Below are 18,570 nucleotides of genomic sequence, written 5' to 3'. Positions count from 1 at the left end.
TGCAGTACAATTCGCGACCATCAATTGCACTGATAACACTATTCACAACAGGAAACTTGATGGACACAGCACAACCACTCTATAAAAATATTGGCGTACAAGTAGTCATCGCAATGATTATTGGTACGGTAGTTGGCGCAGTAATGGGTGAGCAAGCTGCTATATTTGCCCCACTTGGCGCGATCTTCATCCATTTAATTAAAATGCTGGTTATTCCACTCATTGGCGTGTCAATTATTTCTGGCGCAGCCAACCTTGGTAACAGCCCTGCTGCAGGTAAAATTGGCATTTCTACCTTTGGCTTCTTTATGGCTACCTCAGCGGTTGCTGTGGCACTCGCCTTAGTCATGGGTTCACTATTCCAGCCAGGTACCGGTTTAGACTTAAGCCAAGCTAGCGATATGTTTTCTAACGAATACGCCGATAAAGGTGGCGTACCAGGTGTAATGGAAACCGTAATCGGCATGATCCCAGAAAACATTTTTGCCTCGTTAATGGATGCAAATATTCTGCAGATCATGGTGTTTTGTTTGTTCTTCGGTATTGCCTTATCTAAGCAACCTAGCGATAAAACAGCTCCTATCATGAGCGGCTTAGACACTGTTATTCGTGCCTTTATTTGGATGATCAACGTAGTCATGCTAATTGCGCCACTTGGTGTATTTGGTCTTATGGCTGAATCGGTAGGTACCTTTGGTTTTGCCATGCTAGGCCTAGTTGCTAAGCTGTTTGCTGTATATGTAGCAGCTATTCTAATCTACGGTTTTGTCTTCTACCCACTCACCATTAAGCTGTTCTCTAAGATGTCGGTGCGTGAGTTTATGAGTGCTATGAAAAAGCCTCAAGCAGTGGCGCTTTCAACGTCATCGTCTATGGCAACCCTGCCGGTTACCATGGAAGTAGTAGAAGAGGAACTAAAAGTTTCTAAAGCGACAGCCTCTTTTGTACTGCCTTTAGGGGCAACCATTAACATGAGTGGTAATGCTATTTACTACGGTTTAGTGGCGGTGTTTTTTGCGCAAATGTTCCAAGTAGACTTAGGCTTAGCAGCTTATGCGGCAATTATTTTTACCGCTACTTTGGGGGCAATTGGTCAAGCAGGTGTGCCAGGCCCGTCGTTCTTGGTCGTCGCGGTATTGCTAGCAGCAGGCATTCCTATTGAAGGCCTACCACTATTGTTTGCATTGGACCGTATTTTCGACATGATCCGTACTTCGTTAAACATCACTGGCGATGCAGCTTGTGCTGTGATTGTTGATCGTTTTAACGAAAAGCACCTTTAAGCACGGAACGATTCGGGGCGCAGATGATGGCGCTCCAGTAACTTATAAAACTCGGTGCGATTACGCATCGCTAAGCGCGCTGCCTGACTCACGTTACCTTGAGTTAGGCGCAATAAGCGCGCTAAATAACCTCGCTCAAACTCATCCCTAGCCTGAGAAAAACTCACCAACTCGGCCTTTTCACGCAAGGCTTGTTGAACCAGCTGCGCCGGAATCAACGGCCCAGTAGATAAGGCATTGGTTTGCTCAACCACATTCATTAGCTGCCTAACATTGCCAGGCCAACGCGCCGACACCAAGCTAGACATGGCTTCTGGAGAATAGGTTTTTAGCGCACTGCCTTGGCGATCGGCAATTTGCTGGCTGAAATGATGCACCAATAAAGGAATATCTTCTCGGCGCTTGGCTAATGGCGGCAAGCCCAGCTCCACCACATTAAGACGATAATAGAGATCTTCCCTGAACTCTTGTTGCTGCACTGCTTGATATAGATCTTGGTGGGTGGCCGAGACAATTCGCACATCAACTGGAATGTTCTTGGTTGAACCCACCGGACGGACTTCCCGCTCCTGCAAAGCACGCAGTAATTTAACTTGCACACTTAAGGGCGTATCCGCGATTTCATCTAAAAATAAGGTTCCACCGTTAGCTGCTTGAAATAAGCCAGGGTGAGCATTGGCTGCACCACTAAACGCGCCTTTGGCATGACCAAATAACTCAGACTCAAACAAGCCTTCGGGAATAGCGGCACAGTTCACCGCAACAAATGGGCCTTGGTGACGCTGGCTAGCCTGATGAATCGCCTTAGCCAACAACTCTTTACCCGAGCCACTTTCACCCTGAATCATGATATTTACATCGCTGGGCGCAACTTGTTGAATTTGCTTGATCAGCACATCCATTATTGGGCTACGACTAATAATGTCACTGCGCCAGCTAGCCTGAGGCTGTTGGCTTTCACCTTCCGCAATATTTGGCTGAAGTTGTAAAGCGTCAGCCACTTTTGCCAGCAATTCTTGGCTATCGAAAGGTTTAGTTAAATAGCCAAATACACCTTGTTGAGTGGCCGCAATAGCATCGGGAATATTACCGTGAGCGGTAAGTAACATCACCGGCAAGCTGGGGTACAACTGCTTTATTGCATTAAACAAAGCGAGGCCGTCCATACCGTCCATGCGTACATCACTAATAACCAGCTGGGCCGGGTAGCTTTCCAACTCTGCCAAAGCTTCTTTGGCGCTGGCAACAGCGTGCACTTCATATCCGGCTGATTGTAATCGCAGGCTTATCAGACGTAGTAGGCTGGGGTCGTCATCGACAACCAGTAGCTTTCCGCCTTGATGATTAATTTCGTTCATTTAGTTGTTGCTCAATTCGCGTGAGTTCATCTAGCTGCATTTTTAATGCCCCAATTTGCTGCTGCAGTAAATCTTCTTGCTGCTGCTGGGTAGAAGCGAGATCTTCGTATTTATGTAACCAACGCAAGCTATCCGCAATTTGGTCGTTTAAGGCCACCAGCATGCCACGTTGGGCAAATACTTGCTCGCTAGCTAACGCCTTATTAAACAGCGCATGAGCGCGGTGCGGATTCTTCACTGGTGACTTCTTATAGGCATATATTAGGCCAAGTTTAATACCATTATTACCCTGCTGCGGATCCAGTAATAACAGCTCTAACTCGTTGAATATTTGATCTTCACTAAGGCTTTCAAGGTTTAAATAATAGGCCGCTGGGTCAAACTTACCTAACTCAAGTTGCTGAGCGTCGCTAACAGGCACCACTGGTTGGTTGGGGCGGGTTAACTCACAACCGCTAAGCATTAGCGTTACCATACTAAGCAGCATTACGTACAATTTAACTTTCATCTAACTCGCTTCCTTGTAAACCTTCTACGACAAATCGACTGCCTTGTTCTAAGCGCTGATAGCGCAAACTGGCGTGTTGCCGTTCAACTAACTCTTTGGCAATGGTTAAACCTAAACCGCTGCCTTTTAAACGCGGATCTTTAGCGGTTTTTCCTTGAACGAAGGGTTGGAAGATCCGTTGCTGTAGCTCATCTTCAATGCCTTCACCTTCGTCATCAATATATAAACTTACCCCGTTTACCGTGGCAAACGAGCCCAGTTTTATCACCCCCGCTTGTGGCGAGAACTTGATTGCGTTCGACAATAGGTTATCGACGATCACTCGGAGCTGCTCTTGGTTGGCCATCACACAGCTCTCTCCCAACTCTATCTTAGGGTTTAAACCCCGGCTAGACAGGCTCAAGCGATGGCTTGCCAACACTTTTTCAATAAGTGGCTTTAGGTCCACTGGGTGATGAACTTGTTCACCTGGGGTATCCAACAGCAAATTAAAATCCAGCAAAGCTTCAATCAACTGCTGCAAGCGCAAACTGCTATCGCGCAGTATTTCGGTAATTTCCTGCTGCTGAGCGTTAAGTGGTCCTGCACTGTTGTCATAGAGCAGTTCGTTGCCTTCACGAATAGCCGCCAACGGAGTTTTTAGCTCATGCGAAATATGTCGAATAAAAGCGGTTTTTTGCTGCTCTAAACTCAATAGCCTTAAACGCATATCATCCAAGGCATCGGCAATCGCCATCACTTCGGTAGCGCCACTTACCTTAATGGCTTGCTCAAACTCACCCGACTTTAAACGGGCTATTTGTGGCCGTAACTGTTGCAAGGGCCGAGTAATAACCAATACCAGCAATACCGCTGCGACCAAGGCAAAAGGCAGGCTTATCATGCTAAACAACAAACGTTGCTGAGCCTGTTGCGTGGTATCTTGCAAAGCCATAGCCAGTTCATTAATTAAACTTTGACTGCGTTGGTCAAAGCGATGACTTAAGCTAGCAAAGCGCTTAAATTGTATATTTAGAGCCACTCTTTGTAGGGCTTGAGGGCTCTCCATTAGCTCACTTAAAGATTGCAGTTGCTGCTCTAATTCATAAACAATCTGCAATAGCTCTTTATCTTCCGTGCCAGTACGCAGCTCAAACAAACCCTTAGATACCCGTTGCCACTGGCGTTGATAAAGCTTTAAACGATTTTCATCGGCAAGAACTCTAAATTGCCGCGCACTGCGTTCTAAATCTAATAAAGACTCATCTAAACGTTTACTTGCCGACACCACTTGCGCCGACAAAAACGCGGTTTGCTGGCCTTGCATAGACACTTGTTGCAAATAATAAGAGGCAAGCAATAAACTAAGTAGTAAGGGCAACCCCAAGGTGGCTAAGGCCCAAAAGCTAAGCCGGCGAATAGAGGCCAGCACGCGAAAATTAATCAAACAACTATCCCTAGCGAGGAACAACAATCCAAACAGCGGACTATAATGCCAGAGATGCACAAAAATCCCACTGTCGCCAATCAGAGACAGTTATTACATATGATAAATAACCAAGCTAAGTCTCTGATTTAAGGTACAAGTGTAAACTTTTGTTGCTAGTAGGCTAGATTTAAACCGCAAATTTTCCCACCACTGTCGCCAATCAGCGACACTTTTTGTCACCTCTATAACTAAGGCTTTGATTTTTAAGTGCTAAATTTTTGGCTTAATTTGTGCTGTAGCTCACAGGGTTTAGGGTGAGCGGCTTCTTATTATCTCGCCAAATTATTTAGCTAAAGGAATCAAAATGGAACAGTTTGATCAACGTTGTTTAAGAATTGGCGATTGGATTTTCGAAATAAAAATGGTGCGCGCTATCCGAGTAAGTGAATATGGGCAACCCTATGATGCCTGCGCCAATATCAACTTTAACGGCACCCAAGCCTACATCGACAGCCAACTCACCCGCAGTGACAACGCCTTTAGCGGTAAGGACTTTGCCAGCTTCGTACAATTTTGCCAAGAAATGGGCATTACCGATGCTTGCTACGACCGCTATTCCCAAGGAAAGCGCCGCAGCCGCAACATAAACATTAGCGAAGATCAGCGCCAATCTCCCAAAGTGGTTAACTTTCCAACTAGCCCACGTTAAAAAGCGCAGCAATCATCTTCGCAAATAGTGGTCGAAAAGCGCTCAATTTTCTTTGATAAGCGCTAGTGTTAAGGGCTTGCCAATGGTAATCTCAAAGATTGGCTAAACGCACTTGTTTAGCCAAACAGCAAACACAAAGATCATAAAATAAAGGATGTAAAACGGACCATGAAAGTAGGTTTGGTTGGTTGGCGCGGCATGGTGGGTTCCGTGTTAATGCAGCGTATGCGCGAAGAGAGCGATTTTGCCCACATAGCTCCGGTTTTTTTTAGTACTTCTCAAGTAGGTATTGCAGGTCCAGATGTTGGCACCGGCGAAACCATCTTGCAAGATGCCTTCGATATCGACAGCCTAAAAACCATGGACACCATTATCACCTGTCAGGGTGGTGATTACACCAAAGACGTTTACCCTAAACTACGCGAAAGTGGTTGGGACGGGTACTGGATTGATGCAGCATCAGCACTTCGTATGGAAGATGATGCAGTTATTGTATTAGACCCAGTAAACCGTGACGTGATTGACCAAGCCTTAAGCAAGGGTGTAAAAACCTATGTAGGCGGTAACTGTACCGTTTCATTGTTATTGATGGCCATTGGCGGATTGTTCGAAAAAGACCTTATCGAATGGGTTAGCCCAATGACCTACCAAGCAGCTTCTGGCGCTGGTGCGCGCAACATGCGTGAATTAATCAGCCAAATGGGCGAGATTCGTGACGATGTAGCCACAGAGTTAGCCGATCCAGCGTCTGCCATTCTTGATATCGACCGCAAAGTGGCCGATAAAATGCGTAGTGACGACTTCCCTACCGATCAATTTGGCGTACCGTTAGCTGGCAGCTTAATCCCTTGGATTGACGTGCCACTAGCCAGCGGTCAAAGTAAAGAAGAATGGAAGGCGCAAGTAGAAGCAAACAAAATTCTTGGCACCAGCGATCAACAAACCCCTATAGACGGGATATGTGTGCGCATTGGCGCGATGCGTTGTCACAGCCAAGCGCTTACCATTAAGCTGAAAAAAGACATTCCAGTGGCTGAGATTGAAGAAATTTTAGCCGCTCACAATGATTGGGTAGAAGTAATTCCAAACGATCGCGAATTATCAGCGCAAGAACTTACTCCTACCAAAGTAACTGGCACACTTAGTGTTCCGGTTGGTCGTATTCGTAAGCTCACCATGGGCCCCGAATACATTTCGGCCTTCACCGTGGGTGACCAATTGCTATGGGGCGCAGCAGAACCGCTACGCCGTATGTTGCGCATCTTAATTGGCAAGTAAGCAAGTTTAAAATCGATAAAGCCCAGTTAATCAACTGGGCTTTTTTTTGCTTTTCATTAGCTCAGCAAGTTACAAATTGGGATTTTAGGCTGGGCCATTTTCTCCCTTGCGCAACACAAACAACAATTAAGCAGCAAATTGTTTTCATAGCTGAGCAAAATTTACTAAGCTATTGATAAGAAAAATATCCTTTATTTACTAATTCGTTGAAATTGTAGGAATCGCGATGAAAAAAACTCTCCTTGTTGCCAGCGCCATTGCCTTACTGGGAGCTTGTTCAAGCTCTGCTCCTGAACAAAACCAAGGTGTGATGATTACCGAGAAATCAACCGATGTGGTTGATTGCAATATTCTAGGGGTATTTAACGTAGACCCGCAAAGTTTAGACAGCGATAGCGGCAAACAAGAGTTAAGCCAGCGGGTTATTAGCCTTAAAGGTAATGCAGTGCAACTGATTCCTTTAACTACAGCAGAGCCAGAGTTAGTTAGCGCACATGTTTACCAGTGTCCCGAGGCTTCATAGTAAGTTTGATAACCTCGAATGAAGGAGCTTACTCGGCTCCTGTTGGTTCATTATTGATTAACAAAAGCCGTATTGTTTACAACGCCAAATAAGCAGGCTGCGAATGGCGTTAAGCAACGAGTATCGATGGAGCTCATATGAGCGATAAAATTTTAAAAAAAGCGACCCTAAATTTAAAAAAGGCAGTGCCTTTGATGATGAAGCATCAAATTCCTGCCACACCTAGCAACTATGCCTTATGGTATTTGTACGTTGATGATCAAAACCCTGAGCTAAATGCAGCCATTGACGAAATCATTAGCGAATACGACACCGTTCCCACTACTAGCAGCCAAATCCTTTATCAAAATCATATTGCTAGCCAGGAAGAATTAGATGTGAAAAGCATGCGCCATAGCCTAGAAGCCATGGCCACCGAGCTGTCACAAACCATGACCGATACCGGCTCGGATACCAACGCCTTCCAATCCAGCATAGATAAGAACTTCGCCAAATTAAATCGCATTGAAGAAGACGGCATTCCACTAGAGCAAGTGCTTGGCTTAGTTCGTAATCTGATCGACGATGCCGCCAGCATTCGACAAAGCACCGACTTTTTTAACTCTCAATTAGGCAAAGCCCAAGCTGAAATCGAGAACCTAAAAAATCAACTTAAAGAAACCGAGAAAGAAGCTCTCTACGATGCGCTTACTGGCGCGTTGAATAGACGTGCCTTTGACGCAGACTTTAAAGACTTGTTCGAATCAAGCCCAGAAGGTTTGTGCATTATACTGGCCGACATTGATCACTTTAAAGCCTTTAACGACAATTACGGCCACGTTCTCGGTGATCAAGTACTAAAAATTGTTGCCAAGCGGATTAACGAAGCATGTCGCGATGGCGCAAAAGCCTATCGAATTGGCGGCGAAGAATTTGCCATTATCTGCCCTAAATCAAACCTACGCTCAGCGCGCCATTTAGCAGAGTCGGTTCGCCGAGCTATTGAGAAACTAAGCCTTAAAGATCGTCGCTCCAACCAACGTATCGACAACATCACAAGCTCCTTTGGTGTAGCCGAATATAACGTGGTGAGTAAGTCTCGGGCGATTGTTGATGCAGCAGATACCCAGCTTTACGAAGCCAAAAGGCTAGGTCGCAATCGAGTAATGCCTATCGTTAGCTAAATGTGACCGGCATGCTTCTTTGCCAAAAGAAGCATGCCACTAAGCCGCAAAAATACAATTTATTAACAATTCTCCTAGCTAAATCACAGCAATCTCAGTTTCACTTGTTACATTGAAAGGTATTAACACCAAAACTATTGTTCTAAATGAAAAAACGCATTGCGATTATATTGCCAACCTTGTCTCAAACCATCGATCAGCAGGTGATTCGAGGCATTCAAACGAGTCTTGATCCGCAATTATATAGCTGCCTATTCATGCCTGTTGGCTACCTCCCTGATGAGCAAGATTTTCAAGACAAAGATCTATGGCTTATAAAACAATTAAGCAAACTAGATATAGACGGGGTGGTTTTATACGGCGGCGGTGTAGGCTACAAGACCTCAGATAAGGTAATGCGCAAAGTAGTTGAAGCGATTGGTGAGCTACCCATCGTAAATGTTGGATCGGTGATAGCAGGCATTCCATCGGTACTGGTCGATAACTACAGCGGCATGTATCAACTCACCCAGCATATGCTAGAGATTGGCTGCAAAGACATTCTGTATATCGACGGCCCAGAAAACAATTTTGACTCCCAGCAACGTTATAAAGCCTTTAGAGATGTACTCGCAGAACATGGTTTGAGTCACGCTCCTGAACAACACCTGCATGGCGATATGACACCGGTTGGTGCAGGCAAACTCTGCCATCAATGGCTAGCCAAGCAGCAGCGTCTGCCCGATGCCATTATGTGTGTTAATGACCTAAGCGCCAAAGGTGTAATCGAAGAACTCGATAAGCAACAAGTGGCTATTCCAGAGCAAGTAAAAGTAAGTGGCTTTGATGATTTTGAATATGCCGATGCCATTCGCCCTAGCCTCACCACCGCAATTTATCCCGCTCAGCGCACTGGCTCTCTTGCAGCGCAACTAGTGGTCGAAAGCATTAATGGAGCTACTCTCGACGCACAATATCAATTAGAAACCATGTCGATACTCAGAGCGAGTACCGGAGCTCCGGCAAAAGATGTAGAGCTACGCAGCAACGACGAGCAAAACCGTTTGCTTATCCAACAGCGCGACAGCAATGCCCAGCGCCTAGCGGTAACTCGCTTACTGCACCAACGACAAACCTTAGATACCATTTTAACGCAAGCTCAACCCACCCTAGACGAGCTTGGTATACCTGAGCTGTATATCTATCAGCAAGGCTTTAGTGAACAAGGAAAAAGCCACACTTATTTGGCTCACCGCTTACAACCTGGCAGCCTAGCCTTAGCAGAATCGGTAACGCCCTTGCCAGCCGCCTTTGAGGAAGTAATTGGCGACAAAGCGCATCAAGGCTTATGGGTGATAAGCGAACTTAAAAGTGGTAACCAGCACTTTGGCTATATGGTAGCGCTCACCGAAGGCGTGCATGCTGAATTCATCGAATTTATGGCACCACAAATCGCTGACATTATTGACCACCAGCGGCTACTCGAAGAAACCAAACAATACCAGGCTCAAGTTGAGTTAAGTGAAAAAATGGCCGCCTTAGGCGGTTTGGTCAGTGGTGTAGCCCATGAAATAAATACCCCTTTGGGCAACAGTTTACTAGCAGCAAGCCACCTTAAAGAACAGATTGCGCTGTTGGCTTCTCAAATGAAAAACCAACAACTTACCAAAGCCAATTTTGAAAAGTTTGTTGATGATGCCTCCAATACCAGTGACATTATCATTAGTAGTGCGCAACGCGCTGCAGAACTTATCACCAGCTTTAAGCAAGTTGCAGTAGACCAAAGCTACGAAGAGCAACGCAGTATCAATCTTGCCGACTACATCAACAAAGTTCTCCGTAGCTTACAGCATCAACTTAAGGGCACTAAGGTTAGCCTCGATACTCAGCTAGAGCCCAACCTGCATGTATTTACCTATCCGGGAGCGATCGCCCAAGTGATTACTAATTTGTTTGGCAATGCGCTTATTCACGGGCTTGACCATGGAAAAACCGAAGGAAAAATCAGTATTTCCCTCGAAAAAGCTGGCCAAGGCGCACAACTCATCGTGGCCGATTCAGGAAAAGGCGCCAGCCAAGAAACCGTAAGCCACATTTTTGAGCCCTTCTATACTACAGCCCGAGGCCAAGGAGGCTGCGGCCTAGGTATGCATATTGTGTATAACCTCATCACCCAAAAACTACAGTGGCAGCTGCAAGTTGATACCCAACCAGAAAAAGGCTTTCGCTTTATTATCTCGATTCCACAGCAGGCGCTAAACCAAACTGAAGCGGCCAACTAAGTAACAAATAATACTGGCGTAAACTGGGAGGTAAGCCGCTTAGTTTTTTACCAATATCACTTCGCTCATAAGGTGGGTATTGCCACTCTCGCTCTAAAACAGTGTCTTGGTTCATCTTGAAAGCCCATGCTCAATTCTCCTTCCCAGTGTGGCTGTTATTGCGAACCTGCAGGTGACATTTCAATGAACAATCAGCGGCAATTTGTTAGCCCATGTATTTACTAAATTTGTTAGAATCAGCCAACAGCAATTCCGCTTAAATTAATTTTTCCTGAACAATGACTCTTAGCCAGAAAAAACGCGCTCAAATCATCAATGCAGCTATCGCTGAATTTAAGGCTAGTGGCTATGCCGCCACCAGCATGGATCGCGTTGCTCAAACGGCTCAAGTAAGTAAACGCACTGTTTATAACCACTTTCCCAGTAAACAGGCTTTGTTTATTGGCATTGTTAGCATGATGCTAGATTTGATTTCTGCCGCCACAAAAATGGACTATTCCAGTCAACTGAGTTTGGCAGAGCAGCTGCAGCAACTGGCGCAAAAAGAATTAAGGCTGTTTGCCGATCCAGAGTTTATCGACCTTGCTCGATTAGTGATTGCCGAAGCGATTCATATGCCAGAGCAAATGGTTGCAACCATGCAACATATGGCTACCTTAGAAAACAGCATCAATTATTGGTTTGAATGTGCCATTAAAGACGGACGCATCCAAAGTGAAAACCCTAGTTTGGTGAGTAGTCAGTTTTTATCGATGTTAAAAGGCCGCTGTTTTTGGCCTCAAATTATCAACCGCATGCCAATGCCAAGTACTGACGAACAAGCAGAACTTGTAGAAAGCTGCATTGCCATGTTCTTAAGTTATTACCAGCCTAAGCCATAAAAGCTACGGTTTTTTATCGATGTCGCCAAGGTGGGCACAGCATGTTTAAAGTTATTGGTTTAATCGCCTTATTAATGATTGGCACCCTGGTCGGCTTGGTGATGTTTCCACCGCCAAGTAGTGAGTTTCAAGATAGCCCTTTGGCAGAGCACAGCGTAAAGCCGCAGTTAGTCGCGCAACTAAACGGCATACCAAATGCGGCCAGCCTTTTGTGGCTGCCAAAACAACAGCACTGGTTAATTGGCACGCTGGCACCACAAACCGTGTTAGTCACTGGTTCTGCAAAACTGGCTTACCTTAACCCGCAACTCACCGAAGCCAGACTAGAAGAGTTACCCGCCAGTGGCGATATCGCCGATTTAGTCTTGTTAGATGATCATCTAGTGGGTATTTCCAGCGATGCACGCTTATTGTATTTTGAGCTAGCCGAGCAAAGCTGGAAGTTTGTAGATAAGCGTAAATGGTTACGTGACGGCTTACATCATAAAACCGCAGGTTTGGTCTGGGATCCACAAGCTCAACTTCTTTATACCTGCGAACGCGAAGGCCTAAAACGCTGTTATCGCGGCAACCGCGACGGTCAACAGCAACAAAGCTTTGAGCTAAGCCGCGCAGGTCAGCAAGATCAGCTCTCTCAATATCAGTTAGGCAGCATGACTTTGCATCAAGGTAGTTGGTTTGTTCTCAGCTCTCGATTCAGTAGCCTAATGGAAATTGAGCCACAATCAGGGGAAGTGCTGCAGGTAATAGCATTGGAACAAGCCGATACCGCGCAAGCCATTGCTAGCGACGGCGAGCAACTTTGGTTACTTTCGGTCATACGCCAGCAACCTGAGGCGGTTAAGCTAGCAACAATTCCTTTGCCTTAAGCCCATTATAGGAGCACGCATGTTAAACGTTGGTATTATTGGATTTGGTTTATCTGGTCGAGTATTTCACGGCCCATTGATTAGCGCCCATCAGCAGCTGAATGTATTTGCCATAGCAAGCTCTCGCAAGCAAGAGATTGCCGATGCTTACCCCGAGGCATTATGTTTGGACAGCGATACACTGATCAATCACCCCAACATTGATATTGTCGTTATCGCCAGCCCAAACTCGCTGCATGCAGAGCAAGCCGAACAAGCCATGCTAGCCGGCAAACATGTAATCGTTGAAAAACCCTTAGCCATAACCAGCGAACAATGTCTGCAACTGCAACAAATTGCAGACCAAACCGGTAAGTGTTTAAGCGTGTTTCATAATCGCCGCTGGGACAGTGACTTTTTAACTATCTCTCAGTTGCTTGCTAACCAAAGCCTTGGTCGTATTCATAGTTATTCCGCCCATTTTCACCGCTATCGCCCGGTAGTGAAACAACGCTGGAAAGAGCTCGACCCTCAAGGTGGTGGAGTGCTCTACGATTTGGGCGCTCACCTTATCGACCAAGTACTTAGCTTATTTGGTAAGCCAGACAAACTATGGGCTCATCTGGATACTCAGCGTGACGGGGCTGTAACACCTGACAGCTTTGACCTACAGCTGATTTATCCGGACAAAAAAGTACAGCTTAGCTGTAATTCCTTAATGGTTGAGCCGGGCCCTCGCTTTCAGCTACATGGTAGTAAAGGCTCCTACGCTAAATGGGGCATGGATCCACAAGAGCAGCAACTTGCAGCTGGCTTGTCGGCTAATGCAGCGATATTTGGCCAAGACAATAATCGCAGCGAAATTCACTTAGCAGGCCAAGCCTTGTTACATAAGTCATTAATTAAAGGTAATTATTTGGCTTTTTATGATAACTTTGTAAATGCAGTGACTAAGGGTGAACCGCTTGCTGTAAGTGCTCAGCAAGCCAGCGAAGTAATTGCCTTAATCGAACTAGCTACTCTTAGCCACCAGCAACAAACGATATGTTCGCTTAACTAGGCGAATAGCTTTTATCAACGACCCACTTTGCTTAGCCAAGGCTTGGGTGAGTGAGGTGGCAAAGTGATTACACTGTTAGCCTGTTTACTGGTGTTAAGCGGTGCATTTGTGCAATACACCATAGGGTTTGGCCTAGCGGTAATTGCTGCGCCGTTATTGTTCCAACTCTCCCCTGTTTATGTACCAGGCCCCATGGTTGTGGTTGCACTGGTAGTGGCAAGCTTAAGTGCCATTGAATACCGACACAGCATTTCATTTGGCGGCTTAAAAGCGGCGATTATCGGCCGCATCCCTGGCTCTGTTGCGGGCGGACTTTTATTACTGTGGGCCGATCTAGCAAGTTTGTCTTTTTGGTTAGGTTTGTCGGTAATTATCGCCGTAGCCATTAGCTTGTTTCCTATTCGTATCGCTCCCACACCTAGGCGCATGGCAATAGCCGGATTTATTTCTGGTTTTATGGGAACGAGCAGCTCAATTGGCGGACCACCAATGGCCTTGCTATTACAACATCAGCAAGCCAGCTATTTACGAGCAAATCTGTCGGCTTTTTTTGTTGCTAGCTGCTTTATGTCGCTCATCGTGCAAACGTCGGTAGGATTTATGTCGTTAACGCATTTATCTGCGACTCTGCCTTTAATTCCTGCTGCGTTGTTAGGGGCTTTTCTGGGCCGACGCTACGGCAAACGCTTTCCACAGCAATGGATTCGCACATTCTCTTTAAGTTTATGTGCCATTTCTGGTGGTAGTGCCATGCTAAGTTATTTTTTAATGTCTTAGTAAAACGCTGCTTATTTCAACAGAATTTGATCTACCAACTTAATTTGTAATACAAAACCACATATACTACTGATTATCCTAAATTGATTGCTATAACTAGAGACTGTTGTGCCGAGCCAATCCTACCTTAAAAAGAATATCGCCTTAGCTTGGCCGCTCGCCTTAAACGGCCTATTAATGCAGTCAATGTTGATGGTAGACACCTTATTAGTGTCTCCGCTGGGCGAGATCCCTCTAGCTGCTATGGGTATAGCAGCGACCCTAGTGGCCTTTATCATGGGCATTCAAATGGCCTTGGCCAACGGCTCACAATTAGTACTTAGTCGAGCAATAGGTTCGGGCAATAAGCAAGCCATTGCCAAAGGTTTTTGGTCTGGTTTAGCGATCAACGTGACTGTAGCGATAATCTTTTGGTTAGTATTGCACCTTGGTGACCAAGCCATTGTTGGCGCACTCGCCGATGACATCGCGCTACAGCAACAAATTATTAGCTACTTAGCCATTTCTAAATACTTGGTGCTATTTACCGCCGTTACCCAAGTGATGATCGCCCTGCTCAACAGCCAAGGAAAAAGCAAAATTCCGCTGCAAGGCTACCTCATCGAAATGCCAATCAACGCCTTGCTATCTTACTTACTCATTCATGGCTGGGGTAAGTTTTCGGGCATGGGAGTAGAGGGCGCAGCCTTGGGTAGCTTAATAGTTATCGTTATCCGCATGAGCTATTTAAGTTTATGTTTAAAAGCCGATCAAAGCCTACAGCTAAGTTTAAATCAGTCGATGCCAGCCTTGTTTAATAGCATTCGACTTCATAGTAAAGAAATCTTCCCGGTAGCGGTGAACGTTACCATCCTGCAAATTGGCATTAGTGTTTATCAGCTGCTGTACTCCCAGCTCAACATTAACGCTTACGTGGCCATTACTTTGGTGATGCCTTGGCTTAGGGCCGGCACCCAGTTTATTGCCGCTTGGGCACACTCTTCTGCGATTAGTATTAGCCAAGCCATTGGTTCAAGAAAGCTCGATGACTTAAGCGCAAATGTGAACAAAAGTATTGATGTTTCTGTAGCAATATCGGTGATTTGTGCGCTGTTATTTGCCGGGCTTAGTTTTATGCTGCCAAATATCTACCCCGATTTAGATGCGGAAACCTATCAAGCGCTTAGTCTCATCGCACCTTTGTATATCTTTTTGCCAATAGTGCGGGGTTACAATACCGTACATGGACATGCCTTACGCGCTTTAGGTAAAACCACCAGCGTGTTTAAGATCAACTTTATCGGGCAATGGCTAATCTCAATTCCATTGTGCGCACTGCTGATTCTTTATTTTGAGGTATCAATCTTTTGGGCCTTTGCTATTCAGCCCTTTGAAGAAATAGTAAAAGCCCTACCTTTTAGGCAGCTAGCACGTAAATCTTTGAAAGAGTTTGATAGCAATAAAGCAGAAACGCTGATGTACGATTAGCAGCGCTTAGCCTACCCCTCATACAAATCATCACCCACTCGGTAAACGGGCAACTCAAATTTGTATTGGCTGCCAGCCATAATCAATTGACCTTGGTAACGGCTGTCGCCAGTGGAAGAAAATTCAAATTGGTAGTAACGACACCAGCGCCAGTAGCCTGCCATTTTCTGCGGTTTTTCTTGCTTAAAATTTACTTCAAGTAGCTGTAGCTCTAGCGTCTTACATTTTTGTTTGATTAAGTGTTGAGCACGCTCAGCGTCTTTTCGGCGACGCCAAAAGAACATCACAATAAAGGTGAGCAGAAATATAGCTAACAGATCCATGGCGCCAACTTAGATAAAGGCTTTGCTTAAGATATTGGGACAGTATTGTGAATAACAAGTAAAGCTATACAACGACTATTCACCAGAGATGGTGGCGATAATTTGCCGATTACCACCTTGATTGCGATGCTCACCAAGGTAAATGCCCTGCCATATTCCCAATGCCAACTCACCTCGGTTAATCGGCAGAGTTAATTCGGCGCCTAGCATGCTGCTTTTAATATGAGCAGGCATGTCGTCGGCGCCTTCGTAGGTGTGCTCAAAATAGGGGGCATTTTCCGGTACCATTTTGTTTAGATGAGCGTCTAAATCGGCTCGAACACTGGGGTCTGCATTTTCATTCAAGCTTAAGCTGGCACTGGTATGCTGCAATAACAGGTGGCACAAGCCCACTTTAAAATCTTGCAGTTCAGGTAACTGCAAAATCAATTCTTCGGTAATTAGATGAAAGCCGCGCGGTCGCGCCTTTAACCTTACCAAACGTTGTAACCACATGAAGCTAGGCCTTTTTTAATCTTTGTTTAAGACTAGCAGTGGCTAGCTTGGTTTGTAAACGCTTTGCTTAAGCAAAGCCTAAGCTTGTAGGCGTTTTGCCAGCAATTCGGCATTTCTTAAAGCCATAGCATAAATACTGAGTTGCGGATTAGCACCTAAACTTGTAGGAAACACCGAGCCATCAATCACACTTAAGCCATCCAGCCAGCGATAATTACCCTCTTCATCTACTAAGGATGTTTGTTCATCGCCTCCCATGGCACAGCCTCCCATCACATGTGCCGAGGCTAAACGCGTAGCCAAGGCCTGCATTGGCAATTGCTCAATCATAGCTTTGGCCTGCGGCCATGAGCTCACTAGCTTGCTTTGTTCATGCAAGGGAAATACTTGTTTAGCACCTGCAGCAAACTGCAACTCAGCCATGCTCAATAACGCCCGACGCGCTCCGCGCCACACAAAATCACTGATAGGGTAATCCAATACAGGACTTCCATCATCGCGAAGCTGCACCTGTCCGCCAATACTTTGCTCATTAAAGCCGTCGCGCAGCAGGGCAATGGTGACTTGCAGATGGTTAATCTGCTGCATCATGTCACTATGAAACTGACCAAAGCCGCTAATTTTAGTGGCCAAAAGAATAGGATGTACCGGCGGTACTTCCAGTTTGTAACCACACTCTCCTTCACTGCCTTCTCGCCATACAAAGTAATCAGAATACACCGATTGCGGCGCGCCTTGATGACTATTAACCGCTTGCTCAAACACCGCCCCACTCATCACACTTGGGTGCAAAAAGGTTCGTTTACCCACTAGCTGATAAGGATCTGGAACCTTGGAGCGTAACAGCACAGCAGGGCTACCAATAGCACCTGCCGACAACACGACCTGGCGCGCTTTAATCTTAATACTCGCGCCATGTAAGCGCTGCGAAGTATTTAAAGCCTGTAATTGCGCACCGGTGATAGCACCTTTATCAAAATGCAAAGTTTGCACTCGAAATCGACTTAACAAAGTGGCACCAGCATTAAGCGCAGCTGGAATTGTTGTTACTAACATCGACTGCTTAGCGTTGGTTGGACAACCCATGCCACAGTAACCTAAGTCCCAACACTGTTTTACATTGCGAGGTATCGCTTGATAAGACCACGCTAAAGCCTCGCAGCCTTTCGCCAATAAAGCATTGTTTTGATTTGTTTGCAGCCAAGGACTAATGTCCAACATTTGTTCAGCCTTAACAAAGTAAGACGCAAGGCTTTGCGAATTTACCTGCTTAAAACCCCAGCGCTGTTGCCAATGCTGCAACGTGGGCTCTGGAGTACGCAAAGAGGTGGTCCAATTCACCGTGGTTGAGCCGCCCACACAACGCCCTTGGAAAATGCTTATGGCTTTATCTTTGGTTTTTCGTGCAGCCGATTCTTGGTATAAGTCGGGGTAAGCGCTGCGCTCTTGCATATTAAAGTCTTGACTGCTTTTGAGTGGCCCCTCATCCACGACCATCACTTTAAGCCCTGCCTGGCTAAGCACTTGCGCACTGATCCCACCACCGGCACCACTGCCAACAATTAGTACGTCACAATCTAGCTCTTGCTCACCTTGTTGGCTGGCTCCATCAATATGTTGCCAGCCCGATGCTAAGCCCTCAGCAATAATATCTTTAATCATTCACTAAGCCCCTAGCCTGCACTGGCAGGTGATAAGTTAATTCTGGCCACGCTGTTGGATCACCGTACCAAGCGGCAGTAATCAGTTCATGTAAGCCTTGATAGGCTTGTCGTAATAGTTGTAGATAGTGCTGCTGCCATTGCTGTAACAACAACAAGCGCTGCGCTATCGATAACTCACTAAGTTGGGCTGCACCAGCACTTAGCAATAACCAACCTCCACGAGAGGCTAGTATCTCTAGTAGTTGATTTAACTCAGCTTGAGTGTGGGGTTCTAGAATGCTGAACGCTTGATCGATATTGGCCAGCACTTGTTGCTTTCGCGCTACATCGTCGCTAGCCACAGCACCTTCTAAGAAAGCAGGAATTAAGTACCAAAACACCTGTTGGTATTGCGGCTTTAAAGTGAGCCTTGGCATAGGTTTAAAATCTATGGAAGCAGAGCTCACCAGCCAAGCTCCTCCGCTAGCTAGCGCAGCAGTAGCAATACTGTATTTTAACAATGAACGGCGACTGAGTTTCACTTGGCTCCCTGCCCTAAGACTTAAATTAAGATACCACTGGTAA

At 45.8% G+C, this 18,570-nt stretch carries 18 protein-coding genes; 11 read left to right on the top strand and 7 right to left on the bottom strand.

Features of this window, described 5'->3' with window-relative positions; genetic code table 11:
- Positions 1 to 59: 59 nt before the first annotated feature.
- Positions 60 to 1,283 carry a dicarboxylate/amino acid:cation symporter gene (locus tag OV592_RS00310; protein WP_220719589.1) on the top strand — a complete coding sequence of 408 codons (1,224 nt, stop codon included), beginning with the start codon at positions 60 to 62 and terminating at the stop codon, positions 1,281 to 1,283.
- Here the strand turns inward: OV592_RS00310 and OV592_RS00305 are convergent.
- From OV592_RS00305 to OV592_RS00295, 3 genes are read right to left on the bottom strand one after another with little or no spacing between them, the layout of a single operon-like run.
- A complete protein-coding gene (locus tag OV592_RS00305) occupies positions 1,280 to 2,641 on the bottom strand; it encodes a sigma 54-interacting transcriptional regulator (RefSeq protein ID WP_152783974.1) in 1,362 nt (453 codons plus the stop codon). The genes OV592_RS00310 and OV592_RS00305 overlap by 4 nt on opposite strands.
- On the bottom strand, positions 2,628 to 3,149 hold the full coding sequence (locus tag OV592_RS00300; protein WP_016403827.1) for a hypothetical protein: 522 nt from the start codon (positions 3,147 to 3,149) through the stop codon (positions 2,628 to 2,630). Before OV592_RS00300 ends, OV592_RS00305 begins: the two co-directional genes overlap by 14 nt.
- Positions 3,139 to 4,575, bottom strand: coding sequence for an ATP-binding protein (locus OV592_RS00295; RefSeq protein ID WP_406610007.1), 1,437 nt, complete (start codon positions 4,573 to 4,575; stop codon positions 3,139 to 3,141). Before OV592_RS00295 ends, OV592_RS00300 begins: the two co-directional genes overlap by 11 nt.
- A gap of 346 nt (positions 4,576 to 4,921) precedes the next feature.
- On the opposite strand from OV592_RS00295, the gene OV592_RS00290 reads away from it, so the two are divergent.
- The 10 genes from OV592_RS00290 to OV592_RS00245 all read left to right on the top strand — a co-directional run bounded on the left by OV592_RS00290 (position 4,922) and on the right by OV592_RS00245 (position 15,524).
- Entirely contained in the window at positions 4,922 to 5,266 is a 345-nt protein-coding gene (locus OV592_RS00290; RefSeq protein ID WP_016403829.1) for a hypothetical protein, read from the top strand.
- Positions 5,267 to 5,434: 168 nt separating this feature from the next.
- Positions 5,435 to 6,544, top strand: coding sequence for an aspartate-semialdehyde dehydrogenase (gene asd, locus OV592_RS00285; protein WP_406610006.1), 1,110 nt, complete (start codon positions 5,435 to 5,437; stop codon positions 6,542 to 6,544).
- Between the two features lie 226 nt (positions 6,545 to 6,770).
- Positions 6,771 to 7,067, top strand: a complete 297-nt coding sequence (locus OV592_RS00280; protein WP_016403831.1) for a hypothetical protein — start codon at positions 6,771 to 6,773, stop codon at positions 7,065 to 7,067.
- A gap of 137 nt (positions 7,068 to 7,204) precedes the next feature.
- Complete coding sequence (locus OV592_RS00275) at positions 7,205 to 8,230, top strand: GGDEF domain-containing protein (protein WP_152783982.1); 1,026 nt, start codon at positions 7,205 to 7,207, stop codon at positions 8,228 to 8,230.
- Between the two features lie 146 nt (positions 8,231 to 8,376).
- On the top strand, positions 8,377 to 10,491 hold the full coding sequence (locus tag OV592_RS00270) for a substrate-binding domain-containing protein (protein ID WP_406610005.1): 2,115 nt from the start codon (positions 8,377 to 8,379) through the stop codon (positions 10,489 to 10,491).
- A gap of 278 nt (positions 10,492 to 10,769) precedes the next feature.
- A complete protein-coding gene (locus tag OV592_RS00265; protein ID WP_406610004.1) occupies positions 10,770 to 11,372 on the top strand; it encodes a TetR/AcrR family transcriptional regulator in 603 nt (200 codons plus the stop codon).
- 41 nt (positions 11,373 to 11,413) lie between these two features.
- Positions 11,414 to 12,241 carry a hypothetical protein gene (locus tag OV592_RS00260; RefSeq protein WP_406610003.1) on the top strand — a complete coding sequence of 276 codons (828 nt, stop codon included), beginning with the start codon at positions 11,414 to 11,416 and terminating at the stop codon, positions 12,239 to 12,241.
- Between the two features lie 19 nt (positions 12,242 to 12,260).
- On the top strand, positions 12,261 to 13,280 hold the full coding sequence (locus OV592_RS00255) for a Gfo/Idh/MocA family oxidoreductase (protein WP_406610002.1): 1,020 nt from the start codon (positions 12,261 to 12,263) through the stop codon (positions 13,278 to 13,280).
- 63 nt (positions 13,281 to 13,343) lie between these two features.
- Entirely contained in the window at positions 13,344 to 14,057 is a 714-nt protein-coding gene (locus OV592_RS00250; RefSeq protein ID WP_406610001.1) for a sulfite exporter TauE/SafE family protein, read from the top strand.
- A gap of 108 nt (positions 14,058 to 14,165) precedes the next feature.
- A complete protein-coding gene (locus tag OV592_RS00245) occupies positions 14,166 to 15,524 on the top strand; it encodes an MATE family efflux transporter (RefSeq protein WP_406610000.1) in 1,359 nt (452 codons plus the stop codon).
- Positions 15,525 to 15,535: 11 nt separating this feature from the next.
- Here OV592_RS00245 and OV592_RS00240 read toward each other — a convergent pair whose 3' ends face one another.
- The 4 genes from OV592_RS00240 to OV592_RS00225 all read right to left on the bottom strand — a co-directional run bounded on the left by OV592_RS00240 (position 15,536) and on the right by OV592_RS00225 (position 18,527).
- Positions 15,536 to 15,847: a DUF3301 domain-containing protein gene (locus OV592_RS00240; protein ID WP_152783992.1), complete on the bottom strand. Its 312-nt coding sequence runs from the start codon at positions 15,845 to 15,847 to the stop codon at positions 15,536 to 15,538.
- 75 nt (positions 15,848 to 15,922) lie between these two features.
- The gene (locus tag OV592_RS00235; protein WP_016403840.1) at positions 15,923 to 16,342 is read right to left on the bottom strand and encodes a secondary thiamine-phosphate synthase enzyme YjbQ; all 420 of its coding nucleotides are present in this window, start codon (positions 16,340 to 16,342) and stop codon (positions 15,923 to 15,925) included.
- A gap of 78 nt (positions 16,343 to 16,420) precedes the next feature.
- Positions 16,421 to 18,004, bottom strand: coding sequence for a GMC family oxidoreductase N-terminal domain-containing protein (locus OV592_RS00230; protein WP_406609999.1), 1,584 nt, complete (start codon positions 18,002 to 18,004; stop codon positions 16,421 to 16,423).
- Positions 17,997 to 18,527, bottom strand: a complete 531-nt coding sequence (locus tag OV592_RS00225) for a hypothetical protein (protein WP_406609998.1) — start codon at positions 18,525 to 18,527, stop codon at positions 17,997 to 17,999. Before OV592_RS00225 ends, OV592_RS00230 begins: the two co-directional genes overlap by 8 nt.
- Positions 18,528 to 18,570 lie beyond the last annotated feature (43 nt).

It is taken from the genome of Agarivorans sp. JK6, assembly GCF_045277145.1.
In the GTDB taxonomy this organism is placed as follows: domain Bacteria; phylum Pseudomonadota; class Gammaproteobacteria; order Enterobacterales; family Celerinatantimonadaceae; genus Agarivorans; species Agarivorans albus.
Note: the sequence above shows the minus strand (reverse complement) of the source record. Positions and strands in the feature narration are given on the sequence as shown.